Below are 26,295 nucleotides of genomic sequence, written 5' to 3'. Positions count from 1 at the left end.
GTGCGCGGGGGAACCCTCTGCTTGCTGGTGCTTCCACTGTTCAGTGGACCCTCCCTTACTGGTCAACGCCAGGCGGAAGGTGCTAGTTCCCTTGTGCTCCCAGGAGCGGTGTGGGCCGCCCGGGTGACGGCCTCGCCGTACGCCGTGCGGCGCCTCGACACGCCGTGCTCCGTGTGGGCGGATGCCCCGGTGCGCGGGGTCAGCGCACGCCCTGCTCCGCGAACTGCAGCACAAGCTGCGGTGCTCCGGAGAGGGCGACACCGAGCACGGCCGTCACGGCGATCGCCGCGGTGATCGGGACCGGGATGCGGTGCCGTACGGGCTCGCCCTCGGGGGCGCGGAAGAGAAGCGCCGTCCACTGGAGGTAGTAGTAGAGGGCGATCACCACGTTCACCGCCATGACGACGGCGAGCCAGCCGAGGCCCGCGTCGACCGCCGCCGAGAAGACGGTGACCTTCGCGAAGAGGCCGATGATGCCCGGCGGCAGCCCGGCGAGGCAGAGCAGGAAGAAGGCGAGAACCAGGGCCGACAGCGGGCTCCTCGCGTACAGACCGCGGTAGTCGCTGACGCGGTTCAGCGCCTTCGTGCGGCCCACCAGGGCGGCCACGGCGAACGCTCCGAGGTTCACGGCGGCGTACATCAAGGCGTACGCGACGGTGGCGCCGGTGCTCTCCAGGACGTCGGTTCGGCGGTCGGCGTACCCGGCCGCCGCGATCGGCACCAGGAGGTAGCCCGCCTGCCCGACCGAGGACCAGGCGAGCAGCCGGACCGCGCTGTACGCGCGCGTGGACCGCTGGCGCAGGGCGGCGACGTTGCCGGCCGTCATCGTGAGGGCGGCGAGGGCCGCGAGTGCGGGGCCCCAGACGTCCGCGTACTCCGGGAAGGCGACGACGGTGACGAGGATCAGGCCGGTGAAGCCGACCGCCTTGCCGACGACCGAGAGGTACGCGGCGACGGGCAGGGGCGCGCCTACGTAGGTGTCGGGTACCCAGAAGTGGAACGGGACGGCGGCCACCTTGAAGGCGAAGCCCACGAGGGTGAGGACCACTCCGGTCCGCGCGAGGGTGTCCAGTTGTCCGTCGACGTTCCCGAGCTTCGCGCCGAGTTCGGTGAGGTGCATGGTGCCGGTCGCGGCGTACACGAAGCTGATACCCAGGAGGGTGACGGCCGTCGCCGTCACTGAGGAGAGGAAGAACTTCAGGGCCGCCTCGGAGGAGCGCTTGTCACCGTGTTTGAGGCCCACGAGCGCGAAGGCGGGCAGGGAGGCGACCTCCAGGGCGACTACGAGGGTGGCCAGGTCGCGGGAGGCGGGCAGCAGGGCGGCGCCCGCGGCCGAGGAGAGCAGCAGGAACCAGTACTCCCCTTCGGGGAGTCCCTTGTCGGCGCTCCGCGCGTCCTTGAGGGTGGTCATCGACAGCAGGGCGGTGAGCAGTGCGCCGCCGATGACCAGGAGCTGGACGACGAGCGTGAACTCGTCGACGGTGTAGCTGCATGCCGTGTCCCGCGGCCCGCTGAGGCAGAACGTAGAGCGGGCTGCGCGGGCCGAGTTGTGCGAGTCGGTCAGCGGCAGCAGGAAGAGTCCCGCCGCGGCCAGGCCCACAAGCGAGAACCAGCCGAGCAGGTGCTTGTTGCGCTCGTGCAGGAACAGGTCGGCCACGAGCACGGCGAGGCCGACGACCGCCACGATCGTCGGCGGCGCGACCGCGACCCAGTCGACGGACTGAATGACGCTCGCGGTGCTCGCGCTCGCGGTGCTTGCGGCGGTCACGACTTGCCTCCTGCGAGGAGCTGCTGGACGACCGGGTCGGTGAGGCCGAGGAGGGCCGCGGGCCAGAGCCCGGCGAGGACGGTGAGGGCGACGAGCGGGGTCCAGGCGGCGAACTCGTACCCGTGGACATCGGCGAGGCCGGGCGTGCGCTCGGCTCCGGGCGCCGCTCCCGTGCCTCCGGGCGCCGAACCCGCGCCCCCGGTCACCGAATTCGCGCCCCCGGTCGCCGGACTCGCGCCCCCGGATGCCGCCTCCGCGCTCCCGGGCGCGGGGCCCATGCAGACGCGGCGTACGACGATGAGCATGTACGCGGCCGTCAGCAGGGTGCCGAAGGCGGCGATCGCCATGAACGTGAGGAACGCGGGGCGGCTGAGGTCGCTCGCGGGTTTGAACGCGCCGAACAGCGCGAGCATCTCGCCCCAGAACCCGGCGAGCCCCGGCAGGCCGAGCGAGGCGACGGCACCGAAGGCGAGCAGGCCGCCGAGGCGCGGGGCCTTGCCGTAGAGGGCGGCGCCCGATCCCTGCGCGAGGGTGTCGAGGTCGCTGGTGCCCGTACGGTCCTTGAGCGCGCCGACGAGGAAGAACAGCAGGCCGGTGATGAGGCCGTGGGCGATGTTGGCGAACAGCGCGCCGTTCACGCCGGTCGGGCTCATCGTGGAGATGCCGAGCAGCACGAAGCCCATGTGGCCCACGGACGAGTACGCGATGAGGCGCTTGAGGTCGCCCTTCGCGCCGGGCCTGGCGAGGGCGAGGCAGGCCAGCGATCCGTAGATGATCCCGACGACGGCGAACGCGGCGAGGTAGGGCGCGAAGGTCTCCATGCCCTCCGGCGCGATCGGCAGCAGAATCCGGACGAACCCGTACGTACCCATCTTCAGCAGGACACCGGCGAGCAGGACCGAACCGACGGTCGGCGCGGCGGTGTGGGCGTCCGGCAGCCAACTGTGCAGCGGCCACATCGGGGTCTTCACCGCGAGCCCGAGCCCGACCGCCAGAACGGCGATGACCTGCACGGACGTACTCAGCTCAGAGCCGTTGTCAGTGGCGAGTGCCACCATGTCGAATGTGCCGGCCCGCAGCCCGATGAGGAGCAGGCCGAGCAGCATCACGACGGAGCCGAGGAGGGTGTAGAGGATGAACTTCCAAGCAGCCTGCGTGCGTTCGGCGCCGCCCCAGCGGGCGATGAGGAAGTACATCGGGATGAGCACCATCTCGAACGCCAGGAAGAACAGCAGCAGATCGAGGACGGCGAAGGTCGCGAGGGTGCCGGACTCCAGGACGAGGATCAGCGCGACGAATGCCTTGGGGGACGGCCCCTTCGGCATCTTGAAGTAGGAGTACAGCGCGCAGAGGAAGGTGAGCAGCGCGGTCAGGACCAGCAGGGGGAGGGAGATGCCGTCGATGCCGAGGTGGATGCGCACGTCGAGTGCGGGGATCCAACTGATGTCGGTCGTGGCCTGCATCTTCGATGGATGGTCGTGGTCGAAGCCGAGCGTGAGGACGATCGCGGCGACGAGGACGGCGCCCGTCACGGTCACACCGTGGCGGAGCACCGCCTGGTCGGGGGACTTCCCCTTCAGCCCGGGCGGAGCCGGCAGGAGAGCGGCCACGGCGCCGGCCAGCGGGCCGACGACGATCAATGCGAGAAGGAACTGCATCACTGACTCACTGATACCGATCACGGCTGCTCACGCTCCGGCGGTGGCGACGAGGACGGCGGCGACCGCCAGGACGACGGTGCCCGCGAGCAGCGCGCTCAGATAGGTCTGCACGTTGCCGGTCTGCGCGCGGCGGACGGCCACGCCGAGCCAGCGGGGTGCGGCGCCGGCGCCGCGGACGTACGTCTCGACGACCTCGCGGTCGAGGAAACGCACCAGGCGGGCGCCCGCCTGGACGGGACGGACGAACAGGGCAGCGTAGACCGCGTCGAGGCGGAAGCCGGCGGCGGCGTGGCGGTGCAGCGGGCCGAGCAGGAGCCGGCCGGGGTCCGCCGGGTCGGGCGCGGCGGCCACGTCTCCGTAGGCGGGCGTGCGGGTGGCGATGGCCTCGGCCTCGACCAGACCGGCGTCGCCGTCCCGGTGGGCGGCGACGGCGCCGATCGGGACCCGGGCGGCGAGCGAAGTGGTCTGCCGCCATGCGCCGTAGGTGACCAGCGCGCCCACGAGGGCGAAACCGGTGCCGAGGACGGAGGTGGTGAGCGTAGGGGCGAGCTTGTGGCCGTCGAACCAGTCCGGGAGGGCTCCCACGGTCACGCCGAAGGCGAGCGACGGCACGGCGAGCACCCACAGCACGGCGGTCATGGCGACGGGCTGCCTGCCGTGGTCGGGGGCCTCGGTTCCCCTGCCGTTGAAGGCGAGGAGCCACAGGCGGGTCGCGTAGGCGGCGGTGAGCAGGGCCGTGACCAGGCCGGCGACCAGGACGATCCAGCCTGCCGCGCCGGGGGCGGTCCCGCTGTGGCCGGTGGCCGTGTGCTCGGCGGCGCCGAGGACGGCCTCCTTGGAGAAGAAGCCACTGAAGGGCGGTACGGCGGCGAGCGCGAGGAGCGCCACGGTCATCGTCCAGTAGGCGTCGGGGACGCGGGCGCGCAGGTCCTTCATGCGGGACATCGCGGCCAGCGAGTTGGTGCCCGCGGCGTGGATGATCACGCCCGCGGCGAGGAACAGGAGCGCCTTGAAGGCGCCGTGGGCGAGGAGGTGGAAGACGGCGGCACCGCGGTCGCCGACGGCGAGGGCGCCGGTCATGTAGCCGAGCTGACCGATCGTCGAGTAGGCGAGGACGCGCTTGATGTCGTCCTGGGCGAGCGCGGCGAGCGCCGAGCCCGCCATGGTCACGGCGGCCATGACGGCGAGGACGACCAGGGCCGCCGCGGAGGCGGCGAAGACGGGGAGGAGCCGGGCGATGAAGTAGACACCGGCGGCGACCATCGTCGCGGCGTGGATGAGCGCGGAGACGGGCGTCGGTCCTGCCATCGCGTCGGGCAGCCAGGTGTGCAGCGGGAACTGCGCGGACTTGCCCGCGACGCCGGCGAGGAGCAGCAGCGCGATCAGCGTGGGGTGGTCCAGGCCGCCGTCCGCGACGGTGGCGAGGATCCGGGTGATCCGGAACGAGCCCGCGTCCGCGGCGAGGGCGAACAGGCCGATCAGGAAGGGGACGTCGCCGAGCTTGGTGACCAGGAATGCCTTCAGGGAGGCGGCGCGCGCCTCGGGCGTCTCCCAGTAGTGGCCGACGAGGAAGTACGAGCAGATGCCCATGATCTCCCAGCCGACCAGGAGCACCATGAGGTCGCCGGAGTAGACGACGAGCAGCATCGCGGAGGTGAAGAGCGAGACGAGCGCGGCGTACGAGGGGTAGCGCGGGTCGTCGTGGAGGTAGGCCGTGGAGTAGATCTGCACGCAGGACGCGACGAGGCCGACGAGGACGGCGGCGAGGGCTGCGAAGCCGTCGATGTGCAGGGCGAGGTCGATGGGGACCGAGCCCGTGGGCGTGAGCTGGGTGGCCGCGTCGACGGCGGCGTCGCCGCCCTGGCGGGCGGCCACGACGGCGGCCAGCCCGAGGGACGTCAGCGCGGGCAGCACCGCGAGGGGGCGGGCGAGGCCGGGGGCAGTGCGGCCGAGGAGCAGGCCCGCGACCGCGCCGAGGAACGGCAGAAGGGGGACGAGGACGGCGAGGGTGGTCGTGGTCACGCGGTGGCCTCAGCCTTCTGCGACGCGTCGGTCCGCGCGGGCTCGTCGGCGGTGGCGCCGCCGGGGCCGGATGCGTCATCGGGACCGTTGCCGTCGCCGGAACCGGTGTCGTCGCCGGGGCGTTCGGCGGTGTCGCGGAGGTCGTCGACGGCGGAGGTGCCGCGGTTGCGGTACACGGCGAGGACGATCGCGAGGCCGATGCCGATCTCGGCGGCGGCGATGGCGATGGTGAACAGGGTCAGGGCCTGTCCGGCGTGCAGGGAGTCGCGGAGCCAGACGTCGAAGGCGACGAGGTTGAGGTTGACGGCGTTGAGCATCAGCTCGACGGACATCAGGACCAGGATCGCGTTGCGCCGGGCCAGTACTCCGTACAGGCCGACGCAGAACAGGAGGACGGCGAGGACGGCGGGATAGGCGAGGTGCATCAGCGCTGCTCCTTGTCGTCGGCGCCGCGGGATCCGGTGCCGCGGGGTCCGGTGCCGCGGGATCCGGCGTCCGGGGATCCGGCGTCCGGGGATCCGGCGTCCGGGGATCCGGTGCCGCGGGTCGCGTTCCTGCGGGACAGGACGATGGCGCCGACCAGTGCCGCCAGGAGCAGGACCGAGAGTGCCTCGAAGGGCAGGACCCAGTGCCGGAAGAGGATCGAGCCGGTGACGTCGGTGGTGCCCTGCGGTTGGTCGAGGTCGATCCACTGGGTGCGGAAGGCGTCCACGACGACCCAGACCAGGGCGGCGGCCGCTGCGAGCGCCACGGCGACGGCGACGGGCCGGTTGCCCGAGTCGGCGTCCGGGGAGCGGCCGATGGGCGCCCGGGTGAGCATCAGGCCGAAGAGGAGGAGGACGACGATGGAACCCACGTAGATGAGGACCTGGACCCAGGCGATGAACTCGGCGGTCAGGAGCAGGTACTCGACGGCGAGTCCGCCGAGCGCCACCACCAGCCAGAGCGCGGCGTGCACGAGTTGCCGGGTGGTGACGGTGACGACGGCTGCGCCGAGGGTGACGAGGCCGACGAGGACGAAGGCGATCTCGACGCCCGTCGGGGAGAGGAAGCCCTGGGGGGCGGTTGCGGCGACGTTCACGCGTCCCCCTCGGGTGCGGGCCCGGATGCCGGACCGGGGGCCGCGGGTGCCTCCTGCGCGGCGGCCAGTTTCTCGGCGGCCTTGCGGGCGGCGGCGAGTTCCTTGGGTTCCTCGGCGGCGGGGTCGAGGGCGGGCGGGGCGGGGACGGTCCACATCCAGTCGCGGAGCTTGTCGCGTTCGTGGGTGAGTTCGCGGATGTCGGTCTCGGCGTACTCGAACTCCGGGGACCAGAACAGGGCGTCGAAGGGGCACACCTCGATGCAGATGCCGCAGTACATGCACAGGGAGAAGTCGATGGCGAAGCGGTCGAGGACGTTGCGGCTGCGCTCGCGGCCGCCGGGCGCGGCGGCCGGGACCGTCTCCTTGTGGGAGTCGATGTAGATGCACCAGTCCGGGCACTCGCGGGCGCAGAGCATGCAGACCGTGCAGTTCTCCTCGAACAGGCCGATGACGCCGCGGGTGCGGGGCGGCAGTTCGGGCTGGACGTCGGGGTACTGCTCGGTGACGGTCTTCTTCGTCATGGTGCGCAGGGTGACGGCGAGGCCCTTGGCGAGGCCGCTTCCTGGGATCGGGGGCACTAGTTGATCGCCACCTTCACGATTCCGGTGAGCGCGATCTGCGCGAGGGCGAGCGGGACGAGGAGGGTCCAGGCGAGCTTCTGCAACTGGTCCTCACGGAGCCGGGGGTAGCTGACGCGCAGCCAGATGACGACGAACGCGAGGACGGCGGTCTTCAGCAGGGTCCACACCCAGCCGAGCCCGTCGGCACCCCAGGGTCCGTGCCAGCCGCCGAGGAACAGGACGGTGGTCAGTCCGCACAGGACGACGATCCCGGCGTACTCGGCGAGCAGGAAGAGGGCGAAGCGCAGGCCCGTGTACTCGGTGTACGCGCCGAAGATGATCTCGGAGTCGGCGACCGGCATGTCGAAGGGAGGGCGCTGGAGTTCGGCGAGGCCCGCGACGAAGAAGACGAGGGCGCCGACGATCTGCCAGGGCAGCCACCACCACTCGAAGGCGTGCACGATGCCGGGCAGCGAGACCGTGCCCGCGGCCATCGCCACGGAGGCGGCGGCGAGGAGCATCGGGAGTTCGTAGGCGAGCAGTTGCGCGGCCGTGCGCAGGCCGCCGAGCAGGGAGAACTTGTTGGCCGACGCCCAGCCCGCCATCAGGGAGCCGAGTACTGAGACGCCCATGACGGCGAGGACGAAGAAGATGCCCGCGTCGACGACCTCGCCGACGGCGCCCTCGCCCGGGCCGATCGGGATGGCGAGCAGGACGAGCAGGTACGGCAGGAGCGCCACGGCCGGGGCGAGCTGGAAGACCCGCCGGTCGGCGTCGGCCGGGACGATGTCTTCCTTCTGGGCGAACTTGACGCCGTCGGCGACGAGCTGGGCCCAGCCGTGGAAGCCGCCCGCGTACATGGGGCCGAGACGGCCCTGCATGTGTGCCATGACCTTGTGCTCGGTCTGGCCGATGACCAGGGGCAGGGCGAGGAAGACGACGAAGACGACGAGGAGTCGCAGGGCGACGTCGAGGGCGTCGTTCACTGCGTTTCTCCTTGGCGGTTTTCGGAGGCTTCCGGGTTTTCGGCGGCTTCGGGGTTCTCGGCGGCTTCCGGCTCGGGGGCGGAGTCGACTGTGGGTTCAGGCGCGCCCGCGGGCTCAGGGGCGGCTGCGGGCTCGGGGGCGGGATCGACCGCGGGCTCAGGGTCGGTCCCGGGCCCGGGGGCGGCGGGCGTCGTGCCAGTCGTGTCGTCGAAGGCCGGGCGGGCGTGGTGCCACGGGGCGTCGGAGCTGCCGGAGGGGCGCTGCGGCTTGCCAGGCGGCGGGGTGGCCGGTGCCGGGGTGTCCGCCGGGCCGCCCGTCGCGGAGGGCTCGCCCGCGTCCCGCTGCGAGACGGAACCCGCGCTCGCGCTGCGTGCACGCCGTGGCCTGGCCGGGGCGGCGGGCGTCTCGGAGGCGGCGGGCGTCTCGGGGGCAGCGTCCGGGGTGGCGGGTGTCTCGGGGGCGGCGTCCGGGGTGGCGGGTTCCGTGGGCGCCGGACCCGTAGGGGCGGAGCCTGTCTGGCTGGCCGACCCCTCGCTCGCGGAGCGGGTACGCCGGACCGGGCGCTCCCCGGCCGCGGGACCTGCACCGGCAGCTCGTCCGGCCCCCGCCGCACGGCCAGCCCCCGCCGCACGGCCAGCCCCCGCCGCACGGCCAGCCCCCGCCGCGCGGCCGGCGCCCCGTGCGGGCCGCGCCGGAGCAGCCGGGAGCTGTCCCTTCAGGGGGCCCCACTCGTTCGGGTCGGGCACACCGGGCGGGAGCATCTGGCGGCGCTTCGGGCCGCCGTGTTCGGATTCCCCCGGCTCCTTCGCGCCCGGCCACGCCTTGGCGACCCGCGCGGCGAGCACGAAGTCCTTGCGCAGCGGGTGGCCTTCGAAGCCCTCGGGAAGGAGCAGCGGTACGAGGTGGGGGTGGCCGTCGAAGCGGACGCCGAACATCTCGTGGGTCTCGCGCTCGTGCCAGGCGGCGCCCGCGTACACGTCGACGGCGGTGGGCAGCGCCGGGGCGTCGTGCGGCACCGTCGTGCGGACGAGCAGGCGCCGCACCGGGGCGAGGGCCACGACGTGGGCGGACACCCGGAATCCGGTGCCGGGTTCGTCGACGGCGCTGAGCCAGTCGAAGTAGGTGCAGCCGAGCGTGTCGCGGGCGGTGCGCAGGGCGTCGGGCCAGGAGGCCGCGGGGACGTCCACCGTCAGGACCTCGTACGCCTCCTCGGCAGTGGCCTCCGGGCCGAACAACTCCTCGGCGGGAGCGGGCAGCCAGCCGGTCATCCGGCGTCCACCCCCGAAACTCCAGAGGTCCCAGAGACTCCAGGGACCCCCGGGCCTCCAGCCGCCCCCGGGCCTCCAGCGGCCTCCGGGCCTCCAGCGGCCCCCGGGGCTACAGCGGCCCCCGGGGCGGGCGGCGCGACGAGCCCGCTGCGCAGCGCCGCTGTCGACGGCCGCGAGCCGCCTCCCGCGTACCGCTCGCCGAGCGACTCCCGCGCGATCTTCTCCTGGAGCTTGATGATGCCCTGGAGCAGGGCTTCGGGGCGCGGCGGGCACCCGGGCACGTACACATCGACGGGGATGATCTGGTCCACGCCCTTGGTGACGGAGTACGAGTCCCAGTAGGGGCCGCCGCAGTTGGAGCAGGCGCCGAACGAGATGACGTACTTGGGCTCGGGCATCTGCTCGTAGAGACGCTTCACGGCGGGCGCCATCTTGTCGGTGACGGTGCCGGAGACGATCATCAGGTCGGCCTGGCGCGGACCCGGCGCGAACGGGATCACGCCGAGGCGGATGAAGTCGTGCCGCGCCATGGAGGCGGCGATGAACTCGATGGCGCAGCAGGCGAGCCCGAAGTTGAAGACCCACAGGCTGTAGCGGCGGCCCCAGTTGAGGACGACCTTCATCGGCTCGGGGGCGAGGCGGGAGAGGACGCCGAGCCGCTTCGGCTCCGGCAGCAGCACGGGCTCGGCCGCCGGCGCGGGCTCCTGGTTCACGCCCATGTGAGGACGCCCTTCTTGTATGCGTACAGCAGGCCCACGGCGAGGAAGCCGAGGAAGATGAACATCTCGACGAGGGTCGCGGCGCCGTAGCCCGGCGCGGCGAAGACCGTCGCCCACGGGAAGAGGAAGATCGAGTCGACGGCGAAGATGACGTAGAGGAACGCGTAGACGTAGTAGCGGACCTGGGTGTGTGCCCAGCCCTCGCCGACCGGGTCGACGCCGCACTCGTAGGTGAGCAGCTTCTCCGGGGTCGGCACGACGGGCCGCAGCAGGCGGCTCGCGCCGAAGGCCACGGCGACGAACAGGACCCCTACGACGGCGAGCAGCCCGACGACGGAGTACGACTCGAAGTAGCTCGCCGCGACGTCCGTACGGTACGTCGTCACTGGCTCGTCACTGGCACGTCGGCCCCTCACTTCCGAAACTTCCGAAACTCGCGTTGCCGTCTCGTCCGGCTCGCCCGGCTTCCGGCTCGTCTGTTCGACGCTCTGTGCGGACGATCTGTACGCACGGGAGTCTAGGGCCTGCTAAAGGCGAGGTAAGCAGTCTGCGGGGACGATGGCGCACAACCGTGGGTCGGCCGACCGCTCGGCCCGGTGGCCTGCGGGACCGAGCAGGCGCCGGACGGGGATTCGCAGGCCGCCGGACGAGACCCCGCAGGCCGCCGGACGAGATCCCGCAGGCCGCCGGACGGGATCCCGCAGGCGCCGGGTGGGGTTATCCCCAGTGCGATCGGGCGGCCCCCCTCATGGCGCCGGGTCGACGCGCCGGGCACTCTGTCCCGTATGACCGCAAGCACCACGCGCGCTCACGGCGCGCCGCAGGGCCCGCCGCCTGCCCGTTTCGCCTTCGACGCGCACACCTGGAAGGAGATCGCGCACCTTCTGGTGAACCTGCCGATCGCCCTCGTCGGGTTCGTCTACGTGGTGACGGCGCTGTTCGTCGGCACGCTCCTGTCCGTCACGGCGGTCGGTCTGCCGCTGCTCGCGCTCGGGCTTTTCGGGGCGCGGCTGCTCGGCAGGGGGGAGCGGGCGCGGGCGCGGGCGCTGCTCGGGGTGCGGATCGACGAGCCGAGCCCGATGCCGGGCCCGTCGAAGCGGTCCGGGAGCTTCCTCCCCTGGCTGTGGTCGAGCCTCAAGGACCCCGTCGGCTGGCGGACGATGCTCTACTTCTTCATCCGACTGCCGTGGGGCGTAGTGACGTTCACGGTGATGGCCGTGGGTCTTTTCGTGCTGTGGCCGGTTCTTCCGTTCATCGCGCGGGGCCTCGCCAACGCCGACCGTGCGATGGTGCGCGGTCTGCTGTCGCGCTCGGACGAGTTGGAGCGCCGCATCGCCGAACTGGAGTCGGACCGGGGCATCGTCGTGGACACCGCGGCGGCCGACCTGCGGCGCATCGAGCGGGACCTGCACGACGGCGCGCAGGCCCGCCTGGTCGCCCTCGCCATGGGCCTCGGCCTCGCCAAGGAGAAGCTCCTGGAGGATCCGGACACCGCGGCGGCGATGGTCGACGAGGCGCACGGCGAGGTGAAGCTGGCGCTTCAGGAGCTGCGGGACCTGGCGCGCGGCATCCATCCGGCGGTGCTCACCGACCGGGGGCTCGACGCGGCGCTCTCGTCGGTCGCCTCGCGCTGCACGGTGCCGGTGAAGGTGACCGCCGACCTGGCGACCCGCCCGGCGGCCGCGATCGAGGGCATCGCCTACTTCACCGTCTCCGAGCTCCTGCAGAACGTGAGCAAGCACAGCGGTGCCCGGACGGCGAGCGTCGAGGTGTGGCGCTCCGACCAGCGGCTGCTCATACAGGTGTGGGACGACGGCCACGGCGGCGCGAGCCTGGACGGCGGCACGGGCATGGCGGGCCTCGCGGACCGGCTCGGCGCGGTGGACGGCCTGTTCGTCATCGACTCCCCGCAGGGCGGGCCGACGACCATCACGGCCGAGCTGCCGTGGCGGGACCGCGAGCCGGATCAGACCCGAGCCGGGTCCTGATCCGGGCCCCGCGCCAGGGGCGCGGGGAACTGCGCGCGCAACCAGGTAAAGGCCGCAGACGCGTCCGCGGGGCAACGCGGCAGAGGCGTCTGCGGCTCTTCGTGCGCTGAGCGCGCAGTTCCCCGCGCCCCTTCCCGGGCCGGTCAGGCCCATGCGCGAGGTAGGGAAAACCCCCGGTCGAAGAGGCCGACGTGCTCCATGGTTCCGGTGGACGGGGGCGCGCATCCTGGACGTACAGGGTGATCAGCACGAGGAGAAACGGACGGCACAGATGGCCACGGATTACGGACAGGGATACCCCCTCGGGGGCGCCGAGCGCGGTCGCGGGGGATTGCGGCGCCTGCCTGCCGCGCTGCGGGCGCCCCTGGAGGGACGTACGTGGTGTGAGTTCCTGTACGTGCTCCTCTCGCTGCCGCTCAGCATCGCGGGCTTCGTGTTCGCGGTGACGATGCTGTCGCTCGGCGCGGGCCTGCTGGTCACGTTCGTGGGTGTCCCGGTGCTCGCCCTCGGCCTGGCCTCGCTGCGCGGATTCGGTGCGCTGGAGCGGATCCGGGCGCGGACGCTGCTCGGTGTGGACGTCAAGAACCCGCACCCGTTGCAGGCCCGCGGCGGCTTCATGGCGTGGATGGGGGCGGTCCTCAAGAGCGGCGTCTCCTGGCGGCACGTCGTGTACGCGGTCCTTCACATGCCGTGGGCGGTCTTCTCGTTCGCGGTGTCGGTGGTCTTCTGGACGTACGGCTGGGCGATGCTGACGTACCCGCTGTGGTTCTGGGTCTTCCCGATGCACGCGGGGCAGGACGGTATTCAGATCTACGGCGACGAAGGCCATCGGATCTACCTGGACAACCCCTTCGAAATCGGGCTCACCTCGGCCACGGGTCTGCTCGTCACGCTGGCCACGCCCTGGATCATCCGCGCCCTGACGACCGTCGACCGGGTCATGGTCCTCGGTCTGCTCGGCCCCTCCCGCCTTGTGTCACGTGTCGTCGAGCTGGAATCCGACCGGGGCGTGGTCGTGGACACCGCGGCGGCCGACCTGCGGCGCATCGAGCGGGACCTGCACGACGGCGCGCAGGCACGGCTGGTCGCCCTCGCCATGGACCTCGGCCTCGCCAAGGAGAAGCTGGCCGAGGACCCGGAGGCGGCGGCCCGCATGGTCGACGAGGCGCACGGCGAGGTGAAGGTGGCCCTCCAGGAGCTGCGGGACCTGGCACGGGGCATCCATCCGGCGGTGCTCACCGACCGCGGGCTCGACGCCGCGCTCTCCGCGCTGTCCGCGCGGTGCACGGTGCCGGTGGACGTCGAGGTGGACCTGCCCGCGCGGCCCGCGGCGGCCATCGAGGGGATCGCCTACTTCACCGTGTCCGAGCTGCTGCAGAACATCAGCAAGCACAGTGGGGCGCGGCGGGCCTCCGTGGATGTGTGGAAGGTCGACGGGCGGCTGATGCTTCAGGTCATCGACGATGGGCGGGGTGGGGCCGATGTGTCGTCCGGGTCGGGGCTTGCGGGGCTCGCGGAGCGGCTGGACGCGGTGGACGGGATCCTGGTCGTCGAGTCGCCCGTGGGTGGGCCCACGGTGATCACCGCGGAGTTGCCCTGGCGGGGTTGAGCCCTCGCGGGGCGCCCCAGGCCCGCCCCTTCACCGTAACCAGGGGGCTGTGCCCCCCTGGACCCCCCTTATCGGCGCTCCGCGCCTCGTCCTCAAGCGCCGGACGGGCTGAAACTGCACCGGCACGGGCTGAAACTGCACCGGCACGGGCTGAAACTCCGCCGGCACGGGCAGAAAGTGCACCGGCACGGGCTGGAAGCTCGCCCCATGGGCCGAAAGACTGCCGCGCAGGCTGAAAATGCCCGTGCGCCCCGAGGCGCACACCACTGTTCACGTCACCACGGCGCAGCCTCGTCCGAATGCTGGGATGCTGGTTCCTGTCAACGGGGCGGGAACAGGGCATGGGGGCCGGAACATCGTGGAGGACAAGGTGCGGGTGGTCATCGCCGAGGATTCAGTGCTGCTCAGGGAGGGCCTGACCCGGCTGCTGACCGACCGTGGGCATGATGTCGTCGCGGGGGTGGGCGACGCGGAGGCGCTGATGAAGACGATCACCGAGCTGGCGGCGCAGGAGATGCTGCCGGACGTGGTGGTCGCGGATGTGCGGATGCCGCCGACGCACACGGACGAGGGAGTGCGCGCGGCCGTGAAGCTGCGGGCGCGGCATCCCGGGCTCGGGGTGCTCGTGCTGTCCCAGTATGTGGAGGAGCAGTACGCGACGGAGCTGCTCGCCGGGTCCAGCCGGGGTGTGGGGTATCTGCTGAAGGACCGGGTCGCCGAGGTGCGGGAGTTCGTGGACGCGGTGGTGCGGGTCGCGCAGGGCGGCACCGCGCTCGACCCGGAGGTCGTGGCCCAGTTGCTCGGGCGCAGCCGCAGGCAGGACGTCCTCGCGAACCTCACCCCGCGCGAGCGCGAGGTCCTCGGGCTCATGGCCGAGGGGCGCACGAACTCGGCGATCGCGCGGCAGCTCGTGGTCAGCGACGGCGCCGTAGAGAAGCACGTCAGCAACATCTTCCTCAAGCTCGGTCTCTCGCCGAGCGACGGGGACCATCGACGGGTACTCGCGGTCCTGCGGTACCTCAATTCCTGACCGGGACCGGGCGGGCCCGGCCGGGTCCGCCCCGGCGCCGTGCCCGCCCCGGCCGACCCGGACCCCGTCGGCCGCCGTCCCGCCACCGGGACACGACACCGCACCGCAGCAAGGTTCTAGGAGGACTCAGTCCTAGAACTAAAGGATGAGCGGAGAGCGCCTTCATGGAAGGCCGGGGGGCGAGGCACAACATGACAAATCGGGGCATCCCACTGTCTCAAAGGGACGTCCACCATACGAGCGGCCCTAAGAACGTGACCCTTACAGACGTAGGGTGGGCCTTGGGAGCGCAGGGCGGCCTGCCGCTCCCGAGTCGCCGCCTCGAGGGAGGTCCAGTTCAGTGACCAGCCAGGTCAGTAGCCCGGCCGAGCAGAACGACGAAGCCGACGGAGCAGTCGTCGGAGGGCAGCGCAGGCCCGCGGCGGGCGGGAAGGATGTGCGCCGCGTCGACCGGGTGATCATCCGGTTCGCGGGTGACTCCGGTGACGGCATGCAGCTCACGGGTGACCGGTTCACCTCCGAGACGGCGACCTTCGGCAACGACCTGTCGACGCTGCCGAACTTCCCCGCGGAGATCCGCGCGCCCGCCGGCACCCTGCCGGGCGTCTCCTCCTTCCAGTTGCACTTCGCCGACCACGACATCCTGACCCCGGGCGACGCGCCGAGCGTCCTCGTCGCGATGAACCCGGCGGCCCTGAAGGCGAACATCGGGGACGTGCCGCGCGGCGCCGAGGTGATCGTCAACACGGACGAGTTCACCAAGCGCGCCATGCAGAAGGTGGGGTACGAGACCTCGCCCCTGGAGGACGGTTCGCTGGACGGCTTCCAGGTGCACCCGGTGCCGCTGACGACGCTGACAGTCGAGGCGCTGAAGGAATTCGACCTGTCGCGCAAGGACGCGGGCCGCTCGAAGAACATGTTCGCGCTCGGCCTCCTGTCGTGGATGTACCACCGGCCGACCGAGGGCACCGAGCGGTTCCTGAAGACGAAGTTCGCCAAGAAGCCGGAGATCGCGGCGGCGAACATCGCGGCGTTCCGGGCGGGCTGGAACTTCGGCGAGACCACCGAGGACTTCGCGGTCAGCTACGAGGTGGCCCCGGCCGCCACGGCGTTCCCCCCAGGCACGTACCGCAACATCTCCGGCAACCTCGCCCTGTCGTACGGCCTGATCGCGGCCGCGCGCCAGGCGGACCTGCCGCTCTACCTGGGCTCGTACCCGATCACGCCGGCCTCGGACATCCTGCACGAGCTGTCCAAGCACAAGAACTTCGGTGTGCGCACCTTCCAGGCCGAGGACGAGATCGCCGGGATCGGCGCGGCCCTCGGCGCCGCTTTCGGCGGTTCGCTGGCGGTCACGACCACCTCGGGCCCCGGCGTGGCGCTCAAGAGCGAGACCATCGGGCTCGCGGTGTCCCTGGAGCTGCCGCTCCTGATCGTCGACATCCAGCGCGGCGGCCCCTCCACGGGCCTGCCGACCAAGACCGAGCAGGCGGACCTGCTGCAGGCGATGTACGGGCGCAACGGCGAGGCCCCGGTGCCGATCGTCGCGCCGCGCACCCCGGCGGACTGCTTCGACGTGGCCCTGGAGGCGGCCCGGATCGCGGTCACGTACCGCACGCCGGTCTTCCTGCTGTCCGACGGCTATCTGGCCAACGGGTCCGAGCCGTGGCGGATCCCGGAGACCGACGAACTTCCCGACCTGCGCACGCAGTTCGCCTCCGGCACCAACCACACGCTCGATGACGGCACCGAGGTTTTCTGGCCGTTCAAGCGTGACCCGGGGACCCTGGCCCGGCCCTGGGCGGTCCCGGGCACGCCGGGCCTGGAACACCGCATCGGCGGCATCGAGAAGCAGGACGGCACGGGCAACATCTCCTACGACCCGGCCAACCACGACTTCATGGTCCGCACCCGCCAGGCCAAGGTCGACGGCATCGAGGTGCCCGACCTGGAGGTCGACGACGCGAACGGCGACGCCCGCCTGCTCGTCCTCGGCTGGGGCTCGACGTACGGGCCGATCACGGCGGCGGTGCGGCGGCTGCGGGCCGCCGGGCAGAGCATCGCGCAGGCGCATCTGCGCCACCTCAACCCGTTCCCGCGGAACCTGGGTGAGGTCCTGAAGCGTTACGACAAGGTGGTGATCCCCGAGATGAACCTCGGTCAGCTCGCCACGCTGATCCGCGCCGAACACCTCGTGGACGCGGTCTCGTACAACCAGGTCAACGGCATGCCGTTCAAGGCCGAGCAGCTCGCCACGGCTCTCAAGGAGGCCATCGATGGCTGACACCACGCTCGAAGGGCCCACCGGCTCCGACACGCTCCTGAAGCTCGTGCCCAAGGCCGAGGGCAAGCAGTCGATGAAGGACTTCAAGTCCGACCAGGAAGTGCGCTGGTGCCCCGGCTGCGGCGACTACGCGGTCCTGGCCGCCGTGCAGGGCTTCATGCCCGAACTCGGCCTGGCCAAGGAGAACATCGTCTTCGTCTCCGGCATCGGCTGCTCATCGCGCTTCCCGTACTACATGAACACGTACGGGATGCACTCCATCCACGGCCGCGCCCCGGCCATCGCCACCGGCCTGGCCTCCAGCAGGCGCGACCTGAGCGTCTGGGTCGTCACCGGCGACGGCGACGCGCTCTCCATCGGCGGCAACCACCTCATCCACGCCCTGCGCCGCAATGTGAACCTGAAGATCCTGCTGTTCAACAACCGGATCTACGGCCTCACCAAGGGTCAGTACTCCCCGACGTCCGAGGTCGGCAAGATCACGAAGTCGACGCCGATGGGCTCCCTCGACGCGCCCTTCAACCCGGTGTCCCTCGCGATCGGCGCGGAGGCCTCGTTCGTGGCCCGCACGGTCGACTCCGACCGCAAGCACCTCACGGAGGTCCTGCGCCAGGCCGCCGACCACAACGGCACGGCCCTGGTGGAGATCTACCAGAACTGCAACATCTTCAACGACGGCGCCTTCGAGGTCCTCAAGGACAAGCAGCAGGCGGAGGAGGCCGTGATCCGCCTGGAGCACGGCGCGCCGATCCGCTTCGGCACCGACGGCTCCAAGGGCGTCGTCCGCGATCCGGCCACCGGCGACCTGAAGGTCGTCGCGGTCACACCGGAGAACGAGGCGGACCTCCTGATCCACGACTCCCGCGCCGCGTCCCCGACGACGGCCTTCGCCCTGTCCCGGCTCGCCGACCCGGACACGCTGCACCACACGCCCATCGGCGTCTTCCGCGACGTGGACCGGCCGGTGTACGACACGCTGATGGCCGACCAGCTCGACACGGCCATCGAGCAGCACGGCAAGGGCGACCTCGCGGCGCTCCTCGCGGGCGGCGACACCTGGACGGTCGTCGGCTAGCCGCCGGCCGCCCGCCCCCACGTCCGAGGCCCGGTCCTGCTCCGTCAGGACCGGGCCTCGCCGCATGTCCGGGCCTCGCCGCGTGTCCGGGCCCCCGCGACCAGCGGGTGTCATGACCGTATGGCGATACGGACATGACAGCGGTCGTGTGGGGGCGCTACCTTCGTGCTCGGCAGCGTCGGGCAGCCCAGTACCAAGGAGGAGCCGTGACCCCAGCGCAGGCGAGGGCCGAGGCACGCACAGGACTCCTGAACGGCTTCGCGGCGTACGGCATGTGGGGGCTCGTCCCCCTGTTCTGGCCGCTCCTCAAGCCGGCGAGCGCGGGCGAGATCCTGGCGCACCGGATGGCCTGGTCCCTCGTGGTGGTCGGCATCGCGCTGCTCGTCGTGCGGCGCTGGGCGTGGGCGGGCGAGCTGCTGCGCCAGCCGCGCAAGCTGGGCCTGGTGACGATCGCCGCCGTGGTGATCACCATCAACTGGGGCGTCTACATCTGGGCCGTGAACGCGGGCCACGTCGTCGAGGCGTCCCTCGGCTACTTCGTCAACCCGCTGGTCACCATCGCGATCGGCGTCCTGCTGCTCGGCGAGCGGCTGCGCCCCGTGCAGTGGGCCGCGGTCGGCATCGGCGCCGCCTCCGTCATCGTCCTCACCGTCGGCTACGGCCGCCCGCCCTGGATCTCCCTCTGCCTCGCCTTCTCCTTCGCGACGTACGGCCTGGTCAAGAAGAAGGTCAACCTCGGCGGCCTGGAGTCGCTCGCCGCCGAGACCGCCGTGCAGTTCCTGCCCGCGGTCGGCTTTCTGCTGTGGCTCGGCACCCAGGGGCAGGGGACCTTCGCCGCGGAGGGGTTCGGGCACGGTGCGCTGCTCGCCGCGACCGGCGTGGTGACGGCGGCGCCGATGGTCTGCTTCGGTGCCGCCGCGATCCGGGTGCCGCTGTCGACGCTGGGGCTGCTCCAGTACCTGGCGCCCGTCTTCCAGTTCCTGTGCGGAATCCTGTACTTCCACGAGGAGATGCCGCCCGAGCGGTGGGCCGGTTTCGCCCTCGTGTGGCTGGCGCTCGCGCTGCTCACCTGGGACGCGCTGCGGACGGCACGGCGGAACGCGGTGAAGCTGGCTGCCGCGCGGGTGGCGGCGGCCGCCGCCACGCAGGACGCCACGCAGGACGCCGCGCCGCCCGCGCGCCCGAAGCGGGAACCCGCGGCCTGACGCGCGGGTGACCGGCGTCACGCGCGGGCTGACCTGCGTGACGCGTGGGCTGACCGGCATGTCGCGTGGGCTGACCGGCGGCTCAGGTCCAGATGCCCGCTGCCGCCACCGACTTCACGTACTCCGAGAAGTCGCGGGGCTCACGGCCGAGGATGTACCGGACGTCCGTCGTGGGCTCGGTGTTGTGCCCCTCGGAGAGGAAGACGTGGACGTAGGCGAGTGAGCGGGCTTCCTCCTCGGTCATGCCGCGCGCGGTCAGGTCCGCCACGTACCGCTCCGCCGTGACCGCCTCGAAGCGCATCGGCCGCCCGGACACCGCCGAGATCTCCGCCGTCACCTCGGCGAAGGTGAGCGCGCGGGGCCCGGAGAGTTCGTACGTACGGTACGAGTGGCCCTCCTCGGTGAGCAGGGCGACCGCCACCTCCGCGACGTCCTCCATGTCGATGAACGGCTCCGCGACGGCACCCACCGGCAGGGCCAGCAGGCCCGCGCGCAGGGGCACCGCGTAGAGGTCCTCGGCGAAGTTCTGCGCGAAGCTGTTGGGCCTGATCAGCGTCCAGTCGACGTCGGCCTCACGGACCGCGCGCTCCGCCTCGGCCAGGGAAGGCTCGAAGGCCATCCCGTACCGGTGCACGCCGCGGCCCGAAAGGACCACGAAGCGCCGCACGCCCGCCGCCTTGGCCTCGGCGACGAAGTCGGCGATCGGTTCCGGATCGGGCGGGGCGACCAGACAGAGGGCCCGCATGCCGTCGAGGGCGGACGCCCACGTGGCGCGGTCCATCCAGTCGAAGCGGGTCTCGGCGCCGCGGGAGGCGGCGCGCACGGTGCGCCCCGCGTCACGGAGCCTGGCCACGACGCGGCGCCCCGTCTTGCCGGTGGCACCGAGGACGAGGACGGGACCGACGGCGTTCAGCTCGCTGATGCGTCCTGCGGTCTGCTCGCTGATGCGTCCTGCGGTCTGCTCTGCGGTCTGCTCTGCGATCGTCATGGGGCAAGCCAACTTCCTCTGTCGCACGGAGTACATGGGAATCCGTCTCCATCGGATGGGTGTCCGTCTACCGTGGGGAGATGGACGCTCTGGGGGACCTGCTGCGAGGGGTACGCGCGGACGGCGCGCTGTTCGAACGCGCCGTCCAGGTCGGCCCGTGGGAGGTGGCGTGCGCAGGTGGCGCGGCGCTCGAACTGGTGGTGGTGGTGCGCGGCACGGCGCGGATCGTGATGTCGTCGGGTGAATCGCGGGTCCTGCGCGAGCGTGACGCCGCGGTCGTCTGCACCACCGTGCCGTTCACGGTGTGCGCCGCGGATCCGGCCGCGGGCGAGAGCGAACTGATCGCCGGGGCCTACCGGCTGGACGGCTCCGTGGGCCGACGCCTGATCGGCGCGCTGCCGCCGCTGCTCGTCGTACCGACCGGCGCGGAGAACGTGCCCGTCGTGGAGCTGATCGCCGCCGAGGTGGCCTCCGGCAAACCGGGGCGCCAGTTCGTGCGGGACCGGATGTTCGACTGGATGCTGGCCTGCACCCTGAGCGGGTGGTTCGACCTGCCCGACGCCCGTCCGCCCGCCTGGTACCGCGCGCTCGGTGACGAGGTGGTGGGTCCCGCCCTGCGGGCCATGCACGACGAGCCGGCCAGGCCCTGGACGGTGGCGACGCTCGCCGCGCGCGCCCAGGTCTCGCGCGCGGCGTTCGCCAGGAACTTCAGCGAACTGGTCGGCAGGCCCCCGATGGCGTACCTCACCGAGTGGCGCATGGCGCTCGCCGCCGAGCTGCTCGCCGAGCCGGGCGCGACGGTCGCCGCGGTGGCGGGGCAGGTGGGGTACGCCGACGGGTACGGCTTCAGCGACGCCTTCAAACGGATCCGGGGCATCGCGCCGAGCGGCTACCGCGCCTCGCTGGCCGCCGCGCGTACGTCCACCGGCTCGCTCGGGGCGGTGGGCTGAGCGCCGCCCGCGACCGGCAGGGAACCCCTGCCGCCCGTGCGCGCCCCGCCCGCGCCCGTTCCACCCCTGCCGGAACCGCCCCCGCCCGTTCCGTCCCTGCCCGTCCCCCCGCGTACGCCGACCGCCGCGACGATGACGCCGAGGGCCGCCATGACCACCGGGACGACAAGGGCCCAGCGGAACGCCGACAGATCCGCCGGGTCCGCTCCGGCGCCCGGCCCCGCGCCCGTGTGCGAGCCCCCCGTGTGCGAGCCCGCCGAGACCAGGCCGATGACGGCCGTCACCGCGGATATCCCGATCGCGGCGCCGAACTGCGTGGCCGTCTGCAGAAGACCGCTCGCCAGACCCTGCTCATGCTCGGCCACACCGTCCGTCGCCGCGATCATCTGCGGCCCGAGCGTGAGCGCGAAGCCGATCCCGGCCAGGAGCAGCGTGGGGAACATCAGCAGATACGGCCAGTCCATGCCGACCGGCAGGAACATGACGTACGCCAGGAGTGCCAGTACGAAGCCGCCGAGGATCACGCGTGTGTTGCCGTACCGCCGCACCAGGCGCGGTGTGAGCGTCGGCGACAGGAACACGTCGCAGCCAAGGACGACCATGGCGACGGCGGTCTGCCAGGACGACCAGCCCCGCAGGTCCTGGAGGTAGAGCGTCAGGACGAGCTGGAAGCCCATGAAGGCCCCGAGGTACAGCAGCGCCCCGAGCCCGGCCCGCACCACCGACCCCGTACGGAATATCCCGAGCCGCACGAGTGGCTGTGCCGCGCGCCGCTCGATCCCCACGAAGGCGGCGACGAGCAGCAGGCCCGCGGTCAGGGCGGCGGCCGTGAACGGCCAGTCGGCGAGGCCGTGTTCGAGCCGGACGATGCCGAGGGCGAGGAGCAGCATGGCGCCAGCGGCCGCGGTTGCGCCCGGCAGGTCGAAGCCCTTGAGGACGCTCGTCTCCGGTGTCCGCGGTGACTGCGTCGCCTCTGCCGCGGTCGCCGTCGCCTTCGCCTTCGCCTTCGCCTTCGGGATGAGGCGGAGCGCCCCCGCGAGGATCACGGCCGCGACGAGCACCGGTGCGAAGAACACCCACCGCCAGTCGAGTTCGGTGAGCAGCCCGCCGACGACCAGGCCGAGCGAGAAACCGCCCGCGGACGTCCCGGCGAAGATCAGCAGCGCCCGGTCGCGCTCGGGCCCCTCCGCGTACGAGGTAGTGATGATCGACATCGCGGCCGGTGTCATGAACGCCGCGGACACCCCCGTCACGAACCGCGCCACGAGCAGCATCCAGCCCTCGGTGGCGAACCCGCCGAGCCCGGAGAAGGCGATGAAGACCCCGAGCCAGGTGAGGAACATCCGCCGCCTGCCGAGCAGGTCGGCGGCGCGGCCGCCGAGCAGCGTGAAGCCCGCGTACCCGAGGACGTACGCGCTGATCACCCAGGCCGAGGTGCCGGTCGACAGGCCCAGGTCGGACCGGATGCTGGGAACGGCCACGGCGAGCATGGCGATGTCGGCGCCCTCCAGGAAGACCGTTCCGCAGAGAACCAGCAGCAATGTCCTGGCGCGGGCGCCCATGACGACTCCTTCGGCGGTGGCGATGGGGATGAGGGCCGGGGTCGTGGTTACTCCGACGACGGCCGGTTCCTTCTTGTAACCATTGGCATCCTGCGGCAGCATCGACAGAGGTGGAAGAAGGCACTTTGAAGTCACCGAGGCACTGCGAGGGCACCGTGGAGACCGAGGGCACCGTGGAGGGCCAGGGCAGCGTGGAGGGCCAGGACTATGGGGAGACCCAGGGCTACGGGGATAACGATCCCTTTCAGTGGGACACCCGTGAGGACTGTCAGGTGCGGCAGATCCTGGACCGCGTGGCCGACAAGTGGTCACTGCTCGTCATCGCGCTCCTGGAGCGGCGCCGCCTGCGCTTCACGGAGCTGCGGCGCGAGATCGACGGCATCAGCCAGCGCATGCTGACGGTCACGCTGCGCCAACTGGAGCGCGACGGCCTGGTGCGGCGCACGGTGCATCCGGTGGTGCCGCCGCGCGTCGACTATGAACTCACGCCGCTCGGCGGCACGTTGCACCACACCATCCGGGCCCTGGTCACCTGGACGGAGGAGCACCAGTACGAGGTGGCGGCGGCACGGTCGGCGTACGACGCGCGGGTCGCCGCGGAGGAGTCGGCCACCGGCACGCAGGCGTAGGGGCAGGCGGGGACAGGGCCGGGTAAGGCACCCGGGGGCGGGAGGCCGGGGTGGTTACGCCTTGGTGGCCCGGTGTGTGCGGGCCTTCGCCCTGTTCCCGCAGCGCTCCATCGCGCACCAGCGCCGCCGTCCGGGGCGCGAGGTGTCCACGAAGAGCAGGAAGCAGTCGTGCGCGGCGCATTCGCGTACGCGGGAGGCGTGCGGGCCGGTGAAGAGGTCGACGGCGTCGCGGGCGACCGTCGAGAGGAGCCCGGTGGCGGTGGCGCCCGGCGCCCAGGCGCGGCTGCCGTCCGCCTCGATGCGGGCGGCGAGCGGGGGCGCGGCCGCCGCGTCGTTGAGCAGTTCCAGGTGCCGGGGGTCCCAGGGGCGGCCGTGGGCGTGGTCGGCCGTGAACAGGAACAGGGCGTCACGCAGCTCCCGGACGGCCGCCAGCTCCCGCTCGGTGGCGGTCAGTCCGGGGCAGGGCCCGATGCGGCTCTGCGCCGTCCACGCCAGCAGGTCCGCCGGAGCGTGCAGCGTCTCGAAGCGGGCGAAGGCGCCGGGGCCTCCCGTGGCGAGCAGCTCCAGGCACAGGGCTCCCGGGTCGAACCGGTAGACCTGCCCGTCCGGCGGACGCATGATCACGCCCGCGTCCGTGTCCGCACCGGCACCGGCACCGGCACCGGCACCGGCACCGGCACCGGCTTTCGCCGCGCCGTCCGCTCCTCCTGTTGCCACGTAACCACTATAACTGGTTACGATGACATCATGACCCTGCACTGGAAACTCGTCATCGACGCGCGGGACCCGCATGCCCAGGCCGCCTTCTGGGGCGAGACGCTGGGGTACGAGGTCGAGGACAACAGCGCCCTGATCGAGCGGCTGCTCGGCTTCGGCGCCGTGAGCGAGGCGGAGACCGTCGACTTCCGGGGGCGGCGCAGCTTCCGCGATCTCATCGCCGTACGGCATCCCGACGATCCGTACGACGAGGAGAACGGCACGGGCCTCGGCCGGCGGCTGCTCTTCCAGCGCGTCCCGGAGACGAAGTCCGGCAAGAACCGGCTGCACATCGACGTGCACTCCACGCCCGGCACCCGTGACGAGGAACTGGCCCGCCTGGAGGCGCTCGGTGCGACCGCCCTTCGCCATGTGGAAGAGGCGGGCACGGGCTGGGTGGTCCTTGCGGACCCGGAGGGGAACGAGTTCTGCCTGCACTGACCGGTTGGGGGGCCGGAGGCTCAGAGGTCCAGTGCGTGGCCCGTCGTCGCGTCCACGCGGTCCGGGACCTCGTCGTGCCGGTCCCCCACCGTCAGTGTTCCCGTGGGCTCGAAGAGCAGGGCCGAGGCGCCGGAGTGCGCGACCGGCTTGTGCTCGGTGCCGCGCGGCACCGTGAAGACGGAGCCTTTGGACAGCGTGACGGTGCGTTCGCCCGAGGCGTCGCGCAGGGCGATGTCCAGCTCTCCGTCCAGGACGAGGAAGAACTCGTCGGTGTCGTCGTGGACGTGCCAGATGTACTCGCCCTTGAACTTGGCGACGCGGACGTCGTAATCGTTGACGTGGGTGACGATGCGAGGGCTCCACACGGCGTCGAAGGAGGCGAGGGCCTCGCTCAGGTCGATGGGTGCGGGCCTGTGGGCGGGGGTCTTGGGGGTCGTGGGTTCATCGTGGTGGGTCGTGGGCTGATCGTGGCGGGTCATGGGCTGATCGTCGTGGTGGGTCATGGGCTGATCGTCGTCGTGGGTCATGGGCTCATCGTGGTTCTTGGCCGGGTGCGCCACGAGTGCTAGAAATCGCATATGGCGCAAGAAAACTCGCACGGGGTGCGGCCCCACCGTGTCGTCGCCCTCGTCGATGCGAACTCCAACCCCTTCGAGATCGGCTGCGCCATCGAGATCTTCGGCCTGCGCAGGCCCGAACTCGGCCGGGACCTCTACGACTTCACGCTGTGCTCGCCCGAGCCGCGCACCCTGATGCGGGACGGCTTCTTCACCCTCACCGGGGTCGCGCCGCTGGCGGCGGCCGAGGCGGCGGACACACTGATCGTGCCGAACCGGCCCGATACGGAGGTGCCGCGCCGCCGGGCCGTGCTTGACGCGGTGCGCCGGGCCCATGCGCGCGACGCCCGGCTCGTCGGCTTCTGCAGCGGTGCGTTCACGCTCGCAGAGGCGGGGGTGCTCGACGGGCGCAGGGCGACCGCGCACTGGCAGTGGGCGGGTGACTTCCGGCGCCGCTTTCCCGCGGTCCGCCTTGAGCCGGACGTCCTCTTCGTCGACGACGGTGACATTCTCACCGCCGCGGGGAGCGCTGCCGCGCTCGATCTCGGGCTGCACATCGTGCGCCGTGACTTCGGGGCGGAGGTCGCCAACTCGGTCTCGCGGCGGCTTGTGTTCGCCGCGCACCGGGACGGCGGGCAGCGGCAGTTCGTGGAACGCCCGGTGCCCGAGGTGCCGGACGAGTCGCTCGGGCCGCTGCTCGCCTGGGCGCTTGAGCGGCTCGGGGAGCCGCTCACGGTCGCGGGGCTCGCCGCGCGGGCGGCGGTCAGTCCGGCGACGCTGCATCGGCGGTTCCGTGCGCAGCTCGGTACGACGCCGTTGGCGTGGTTGAACGGGGAGCGCACCGCGTTGGCCTGTCGGCTGATCGAGCGTGGTGAGGGGCGGCTCGATGTTGTCGCGCACCGCAGTGGCCTTGGTACGGCGGCCAACCTTCGCGCCCGCCTCCGCCGCGAGACCGGCCTGACCCCTTCGGCCTACCGCCACCGCTTCGCCCCCTGACCCCGGCCCCTCCCCCACCACGGCACACCCGAACCACCCGGCGCACCCGAACCACCCGGCACCCCCGCGAGCCGGGCACCCCCGCGAACTCCCACCCCCGGGAGCCGGGCACCCCCGCGAACCCCCCACCCCCGCGAGCCGGACACACCCTCCCCACACC

24 protein-coding genes are annotated in these 26,295 nt (G+C 72.0%); 10 read left to right on the top strand and 14 right to left on the bottom strand.

Translation table 11 applies throughout. The features are described 5' to 3' along the window. Positions 1–199: 199 nt before the first annotated feature. From IG78_RS0125615 to IG78_RS0125570, 10 genes are read right to left on the bottom strand one after another with little or no spacing between them, the layout of a single operon-like run. Positions 200–1,768: an NADH-quinone oxidoreductase subunit N gene (locus IG78_RS0125615; protein WP_030567207.1), complete on the bottom strand. Its 1,569-nt coding sequence runs from the start codon at positions 1,766–1,768 to the stop codon at positions 200–202. Beyond that, positions 1,765–3,450, bottom strand: a complete 1,686-nt coding sequence (locus IG78_RS0125610; RefSeq protein ID WP_030567205.1) for an NADH-quinone oxidoreductase subunit M — start codon at positions 3,448–3,450, stop codon at positions 1,765–1,767. The genes IG78_RS0125615 and IG78_RS0125610 overlap by 4 nt, the downstream gene beginning before the upstream one ends. Before the next feature lie 6 nt (positions 3,451–3,456). Continuing rightward, on the bottom strand, positions 3,457–5,451 hold the full coding sequence (locus IG78_RS0125605) for an NADH-quinone oxidoreductase subunit 5 family protein (RefSeq protein ID WP_030567204.1): 1,995 nt from the start codon (positions 5,449–5,451) through the stop codon (positions 3,457–3,459). Then, on the bottom strand, positions 5,448–5,876 hold the full coding sequence (gene nuoK, locus IG78_RS0125600; protein ID WP_030567202.1) for an NADH-quinone oxidoreductase subunit NuoK: 429 nt from the start codon (positions 5,874–5,876) through the stop codon (positions 5,448–5,450). The genes IG78_RS0125605 and nuoK overlap by 4 nt, the downstream gene beginning before the upstream one ends. Next, positions 5,876–6,532 (bottom strand): NADH-quinone oxidoreductase subunit J family protein, encoded by a 657-nt coding sequence (locus tag IG78_RS0125595; RefSeq protein ID WP_030567199.1) that lies wholly within the window; start codon positions 6,530–6,532, stop codon positions 5,876–5,878. The genes nuoK and IG78_RS0125595 overlap by 1 nt, the downstream gene beginning before the upstream one ends. Further along, positions 6,529–7,110 (bottom strand): NuoI/complex I 23 kDa subunit family protein, encoded by a 582-nt coding sequence (locus tag IG78_RS0125590; protein WP_030567197.1) that lies wholly within the window; start codon positions 7,108–7,110, stop codon positions 6,529–6,531. The genes IG78_RS0125595 and IG78_RS0125590 overlap by 4 nt, the downstream gene beginning before the upstream one ends. Beyond that, a complete protein-coding gene (locus tag IG78_RS0125585) occupies positions 7,110–8,078 on the bottom strand; it encodes a complex I subunit 1/NuoH family protein (RefSeq protein ID WP_030567195.1) in 969 nt (322 codons plus the stop codon). The genes IG78_RS0125590 and IG78_RS0125585 overlap by 1 nt, the downstream gene beginning before the upstream one ends. Further along, the gene (locus tag IG78_RS0125580; RefSeq protein WP_030567193.1) at positions 8,075–9,346 is read right to left on the bottom strand and encodes an NADH-quinone oxidoreductase subunit C; all 1,272 of its coding nucleotides are present in this window, start codon (positions 9,344–9,346) and stop codon (positions 8,075–8,077) included. Before IG78_RS0125580 ends, IG78_RS0125585 begins: the two co-directional genes overlap by 4 nt. Beyond that, positions 9,343–10,065: an NADH-quinone oxidoreductase subunit B gene (locus tag IG78_RS0125575; RefSeq protein WP_037686252.1), complete on the bottom strand. Its 723-nt coding sequence runs from the start codon at positions 10,063–10,065 to the stop codon at positions 9,343–9,345. The genes IG78_RS0125580 and IG78_RS0125575 overlap by 4 nt, the downstream gene beginning before the upstream one ends. Next, entirely contained in the window at positions 10,056–10,451 is a 396-nt protein-coding gene (locus IG78_RS0125570) for an NADH-quinone oxidoreductase subunit A (protein WP_030567189.1), read from the bottom strand. Before IG78_RS0125570 ends, IG78_RS0125575 begins: the two co-directional genes overlap by 10 nt. 399 nt (positions 10,452–10,850) lie before the next feature. Here IG78_RS0125570 and IG78_RS0125565 point away from each other — a divergent pair, with 399 nt between their 5' ends. The 6 genes from IG78_RS0125565 to rarD all read left to right on the top strand — a co-directional run bounded on the left by IG78_RS0125565 (position 10,851) and on the right by rarD (position 19,256). Next, on the top strand, positions 10,851–12,053 hold the full coding sequence (locus tag IG78_RS0125565) for a sensor histidine kinase (protein WP_030567187.1): 1,203 nt from the start codon (positions 10,851–10,853) through the stop codon (positions 12,051–12,053). Between the two features lie 271 nt (positions 12,054–12,324). Then, a complete protein-coding gene (locus IG78_RS0125560) occupies positions 12,325–13,662 on the top strand; it encodes a sensor histidine kinase (protein ID WP_030567184.1) in 1,338 nt (445 codons plus the stop codon). Positions 13,663–14,032: 370 nt separating this feature from the next. Further along, positions 14,033–14,692, top strand: a complete 660-nt coding sequence (locus IG78_RS0125550) for a response regulator transcription factor (protein WP_283936547.1) — start codon at positions 14,033–14,035, stop codon at positions 14,690–14,692. 340 nt (positions 14,693–15,032) lie between these two features. Next, the gene (locus IG78_RS0125545) at positions 15,033–16,976 is read left to right on the top strand and encodes a 2-oxoacid:acceptor oxidoreductase subunit alpha (protein WP_030567178.1); all 1,944 of its coding nucleotides are present in this window, start codon (positions 15,033–15,035) and stop codon (positions 16,974–16,976) included. Further along, positions 16,969–18,051, top strand: a complete 1,083-nt coding sequence (locus tag IG78_RS0125540; RefSeq protein ID WP_030567177.1) for a 2-oxoacid:ferredoxin oxidoreductase subunit beta — start codon at positions 16,969–16,971, stop codon at positions 18,049–18,051. The genes IG78_RS0125545 and IG78_RS0125540 overlap by 8 nt, the downstream gene beginning before the upstream one ends. A 272-nt stretch (positions 18,052–18,323) precedes the next feature. Then, entirely contained in the window at positions 18,324–19,256 is a 933-nt protein-coding gene (gene rarD, locus IG78_RS0125535; protein ID WP_249926138.1) for an EamA family transporter RarD, read from the top strand. Positions 19,257–19,338: 82 nt separating this feature from the next. On the opposite strand, the gene IG78_RS0125530 is transcribed toward rarD, so the two are convergent. Continuing rightward, complete coding sequence (locus IG78_RS0125530) at positions 19,339–20,244, bottom strand: NAD(P)H-binding protein (protein WP_078965526.1); 906 nt, start codon at positions 20,242–20,244, stop codon at positions 19,339–19,341. An 80-nt stretch (positions 20,245–20,324) separates the two neighbouring features. On the opposite strand from IG78_RS0125530, the gene IG78_RS0125525 reads away from it, so the two are divergent. Next, complete coding sequence (locus IG78_RS0125525) at positions 20,325–21,194, top strand: AraC family transcriptional regulator (protein ID WP_030567173.1); 870 nt, start codon at positions 20,325–20,327, stop codon at positions 21,192–21,194. Here IG78_RS0125525 and IG78_RS0125520 read toward each other — a convergent pair. Next, the gene (locus tag IG78_RS0125520; RefSeq protein WP_078965534.1) at positions 21,134–22,756 is read right to left on the bottom strand and encodes an MFS transporter; all 1,623 of its coding nucleotides are present in this window, start codon (positions 22,754–22,756) and stop codon (positions 21,134–21,136) included. The two genes, IG78_RS0125525 and IG78_RS0125520, sit on opposite strands and share 61 nt — an antisense overlap. Before the next feature lie 125 nt (positions 22,757–22,881). Here IG78_RS0125520 and IG78_RS0125515 point away from each other — a divergent pair, with 125 nt between their 5' ends. Next, positions 22,882–23,385, top strand: a complete 504-nt coding sequence (locus tag IG78_RS0125515; RefSeq protein ID WP_404827733.1) for a winged helix-turn-helix transcriptional regulator — start codon at positions 22,882–22,884, stop codon at positions 23,383–23,385. Positions 23,386–23,439: 54 nt separating this feature from the next. On the opposite strand, the gene IG78_RS0125510 is transcribed toward IG78_RS0125515, so the two are convergent. After that, on the bottom strand, positions 23,440–24,003 hold the full coding sequence (locus IG78_RS0125510; RefSeq protein ID WP_030567170.1) for a CGNR zinc finger domain-containing protein: 564 nt from the start codon (positions 24,001–24,003) through the stop codon (positions 23,440–23,442). 129 nt (positions 24,004–24,132) lie between these two features. Between IG78_RS0125510 and IG78_RS0125505 the strand changes: the two genes are divergently transcribed. Continuing rightward, a complete protein-coding gene (locus tag IG78_RS0125505) occupies positions 24,133–24,582 on the top strand; it encodes a VOC family protein (protein WP_030567169.1) in 450 nt (149 codons plus the stop codon). A 20-nt stretch (positions 24,583–24,602) separates the two neighbouring features. Here the strand turns inward: IG78_RS0125505 and IG78_RS0125500 are convergent, their stop codons facing one another. Beyond that, complete coding sequence (locus tag IG78_RS0125500) at positions 24,603–25,061, bottom strand: cupin domain-containing protein (protein ID WP_078965532.1); 459 nt, start codon at positions 25,059–25,061, stop codon at positions 24,603–24,605. 99 nt (positions 25,062–25,160) lie between these two features. Here IG78_RS0125500 and IG78_RS0125495 point away from each other — a divergent pair, with 99 nt between their 5' ends. Continuing rightward, the gene (locus IG78_RS0125495) at positions 25,161–26,135 is read left to right on the top strand and encodes a helix-turn-helix domain-containing protein (protein ID WP_030567166.1); all 975 of its coding nucleotides are present in this window, start codon (positions 25,161–25,163) and stop codon (positions 26,133–26,135) included. The last annotated feature ends 160 nt before the right edge of the window (positions 26,136–26,295 follow it).

It is taken from the genome of Streptomyces aureocirculatus (assembly GCF_000720475.1).
Taxonomy (GTDB): Bacteria; Actinomycetota; Actinomycetes; order Streptomycetales; family Streptomycetaceae; genus Streptomyces; species Streptomyces aureocirculatus.
This window is presented reverse-complemented; position numbering and strand designations above follow the sequence as displayed.

What these genes read in the sequence shown, in the direction of transcription:
- IG78_RS0125560 (WP_030567184.1), top strand. Translation starts at nt 12,325, where the DNA reads ATGGCCACGGATTACGGACAGGGATACCCCCTCGGGGGCGCCGAGCGC.
- IG78_RS0125495 (WP_030567166.1), top strand. Translation starts at nt 25,161, where the DNA reads ATGGCGCAAGAAAACTCGCACGGGGTGCGGCCCCACCGTGTCGTCGCC.
- IG78_RS0125500 (WP_078965532.1), bottom strand. Translation starts at nt 25,061, where the DNA reads ATGACCCGCCACGATCAGCCCACGACCCACCACGATGAACCCACGACC.
- IG78_RS0125565 (WP_030567187.1), top strand. Translation starts at nt 10,851, where the DNA reads ATGACCGCAAGCACCACGCGCGCTCACGGCGCGCCGCAGGGCCCGCCG.
- IG78_RS0125505 (WP_030567169.1), top strand. Translation starts at nt 24,133, where the DNA reads ATGACCCTGCACTGGAAACTCGTCATCGACGCGCGGGACCCGCATGCC.
- nuoK (WP_030567202.1), bottom strand. Translation starts at nt 5,876, where the DNA reads ATGCACCTCGCCTATCCCGCCGTCCTCGCCGTCCTCCTGTTCTGCGTC.
- IG78_RS0125575 (WP_037686252.1), bottom strand. Translation starts at nt 10,065, where the DNA reads ATGGGCGTGAACCAGGAGCCCGCGCCGGCGGCCGAGCCCGTGCTGCTG.
- IG78_RS0125525 (WP_030567173.1), top strand. Translation starts at nt 20,325, where the DNA reads ATGGACGCTCTGGGGGACCTGCTGCGAGGGGTACGCGCGGACGGCGCG.
- IG78_RS0125520 (WP_078965534.1), bottom strand. Translation starts at nt 22,756, where the DNA reads ATGGGCGCCCGCGCCAGGACATTGCTGCTGGTTCTCTGCGGAACGGTC.
- IG78_RS0125530 (WP_078965526.1), bottom strand. Translation starts at nt 20,244, where the DNA reads ATGACGATCGCAGAGCAGACCGCAGAGCAGACCGCAGGACGCATCAGC.
- IG78_RS0125510 (WP_030567170.1), bottom strand. Translation starts at nt 24,003, where the DNA reads ATGCGTCCGCCGGACGGGCAGGTCTACCGGTTCGACCCGGGAGCCCTG.
- IG78_RS0125540 (WP_030567177.1), top strand. Translation starts at nt 16,969, where the DNA reads ATGGCTGACACCACGCTCGAAGGGCCCACCGGCTCCGACACGCTCCTG.
- rarD (WP_249926138.1), top strand. Translation starts at nt 18,324, where the DNA reads ATGTGGGGGCTCGTCCCCCTGTTCTGGCCGCTCCTCAAGCCGGCGAGC.
- IG78_RS0125580 (WP_030567193.1), bottom strand. Translation starts at nt 9,346, where the DNA reads ATGACCGGCTGGCTGCCCGCTCCCGCCGAGGAGTTGTTCGGCCCGGAG.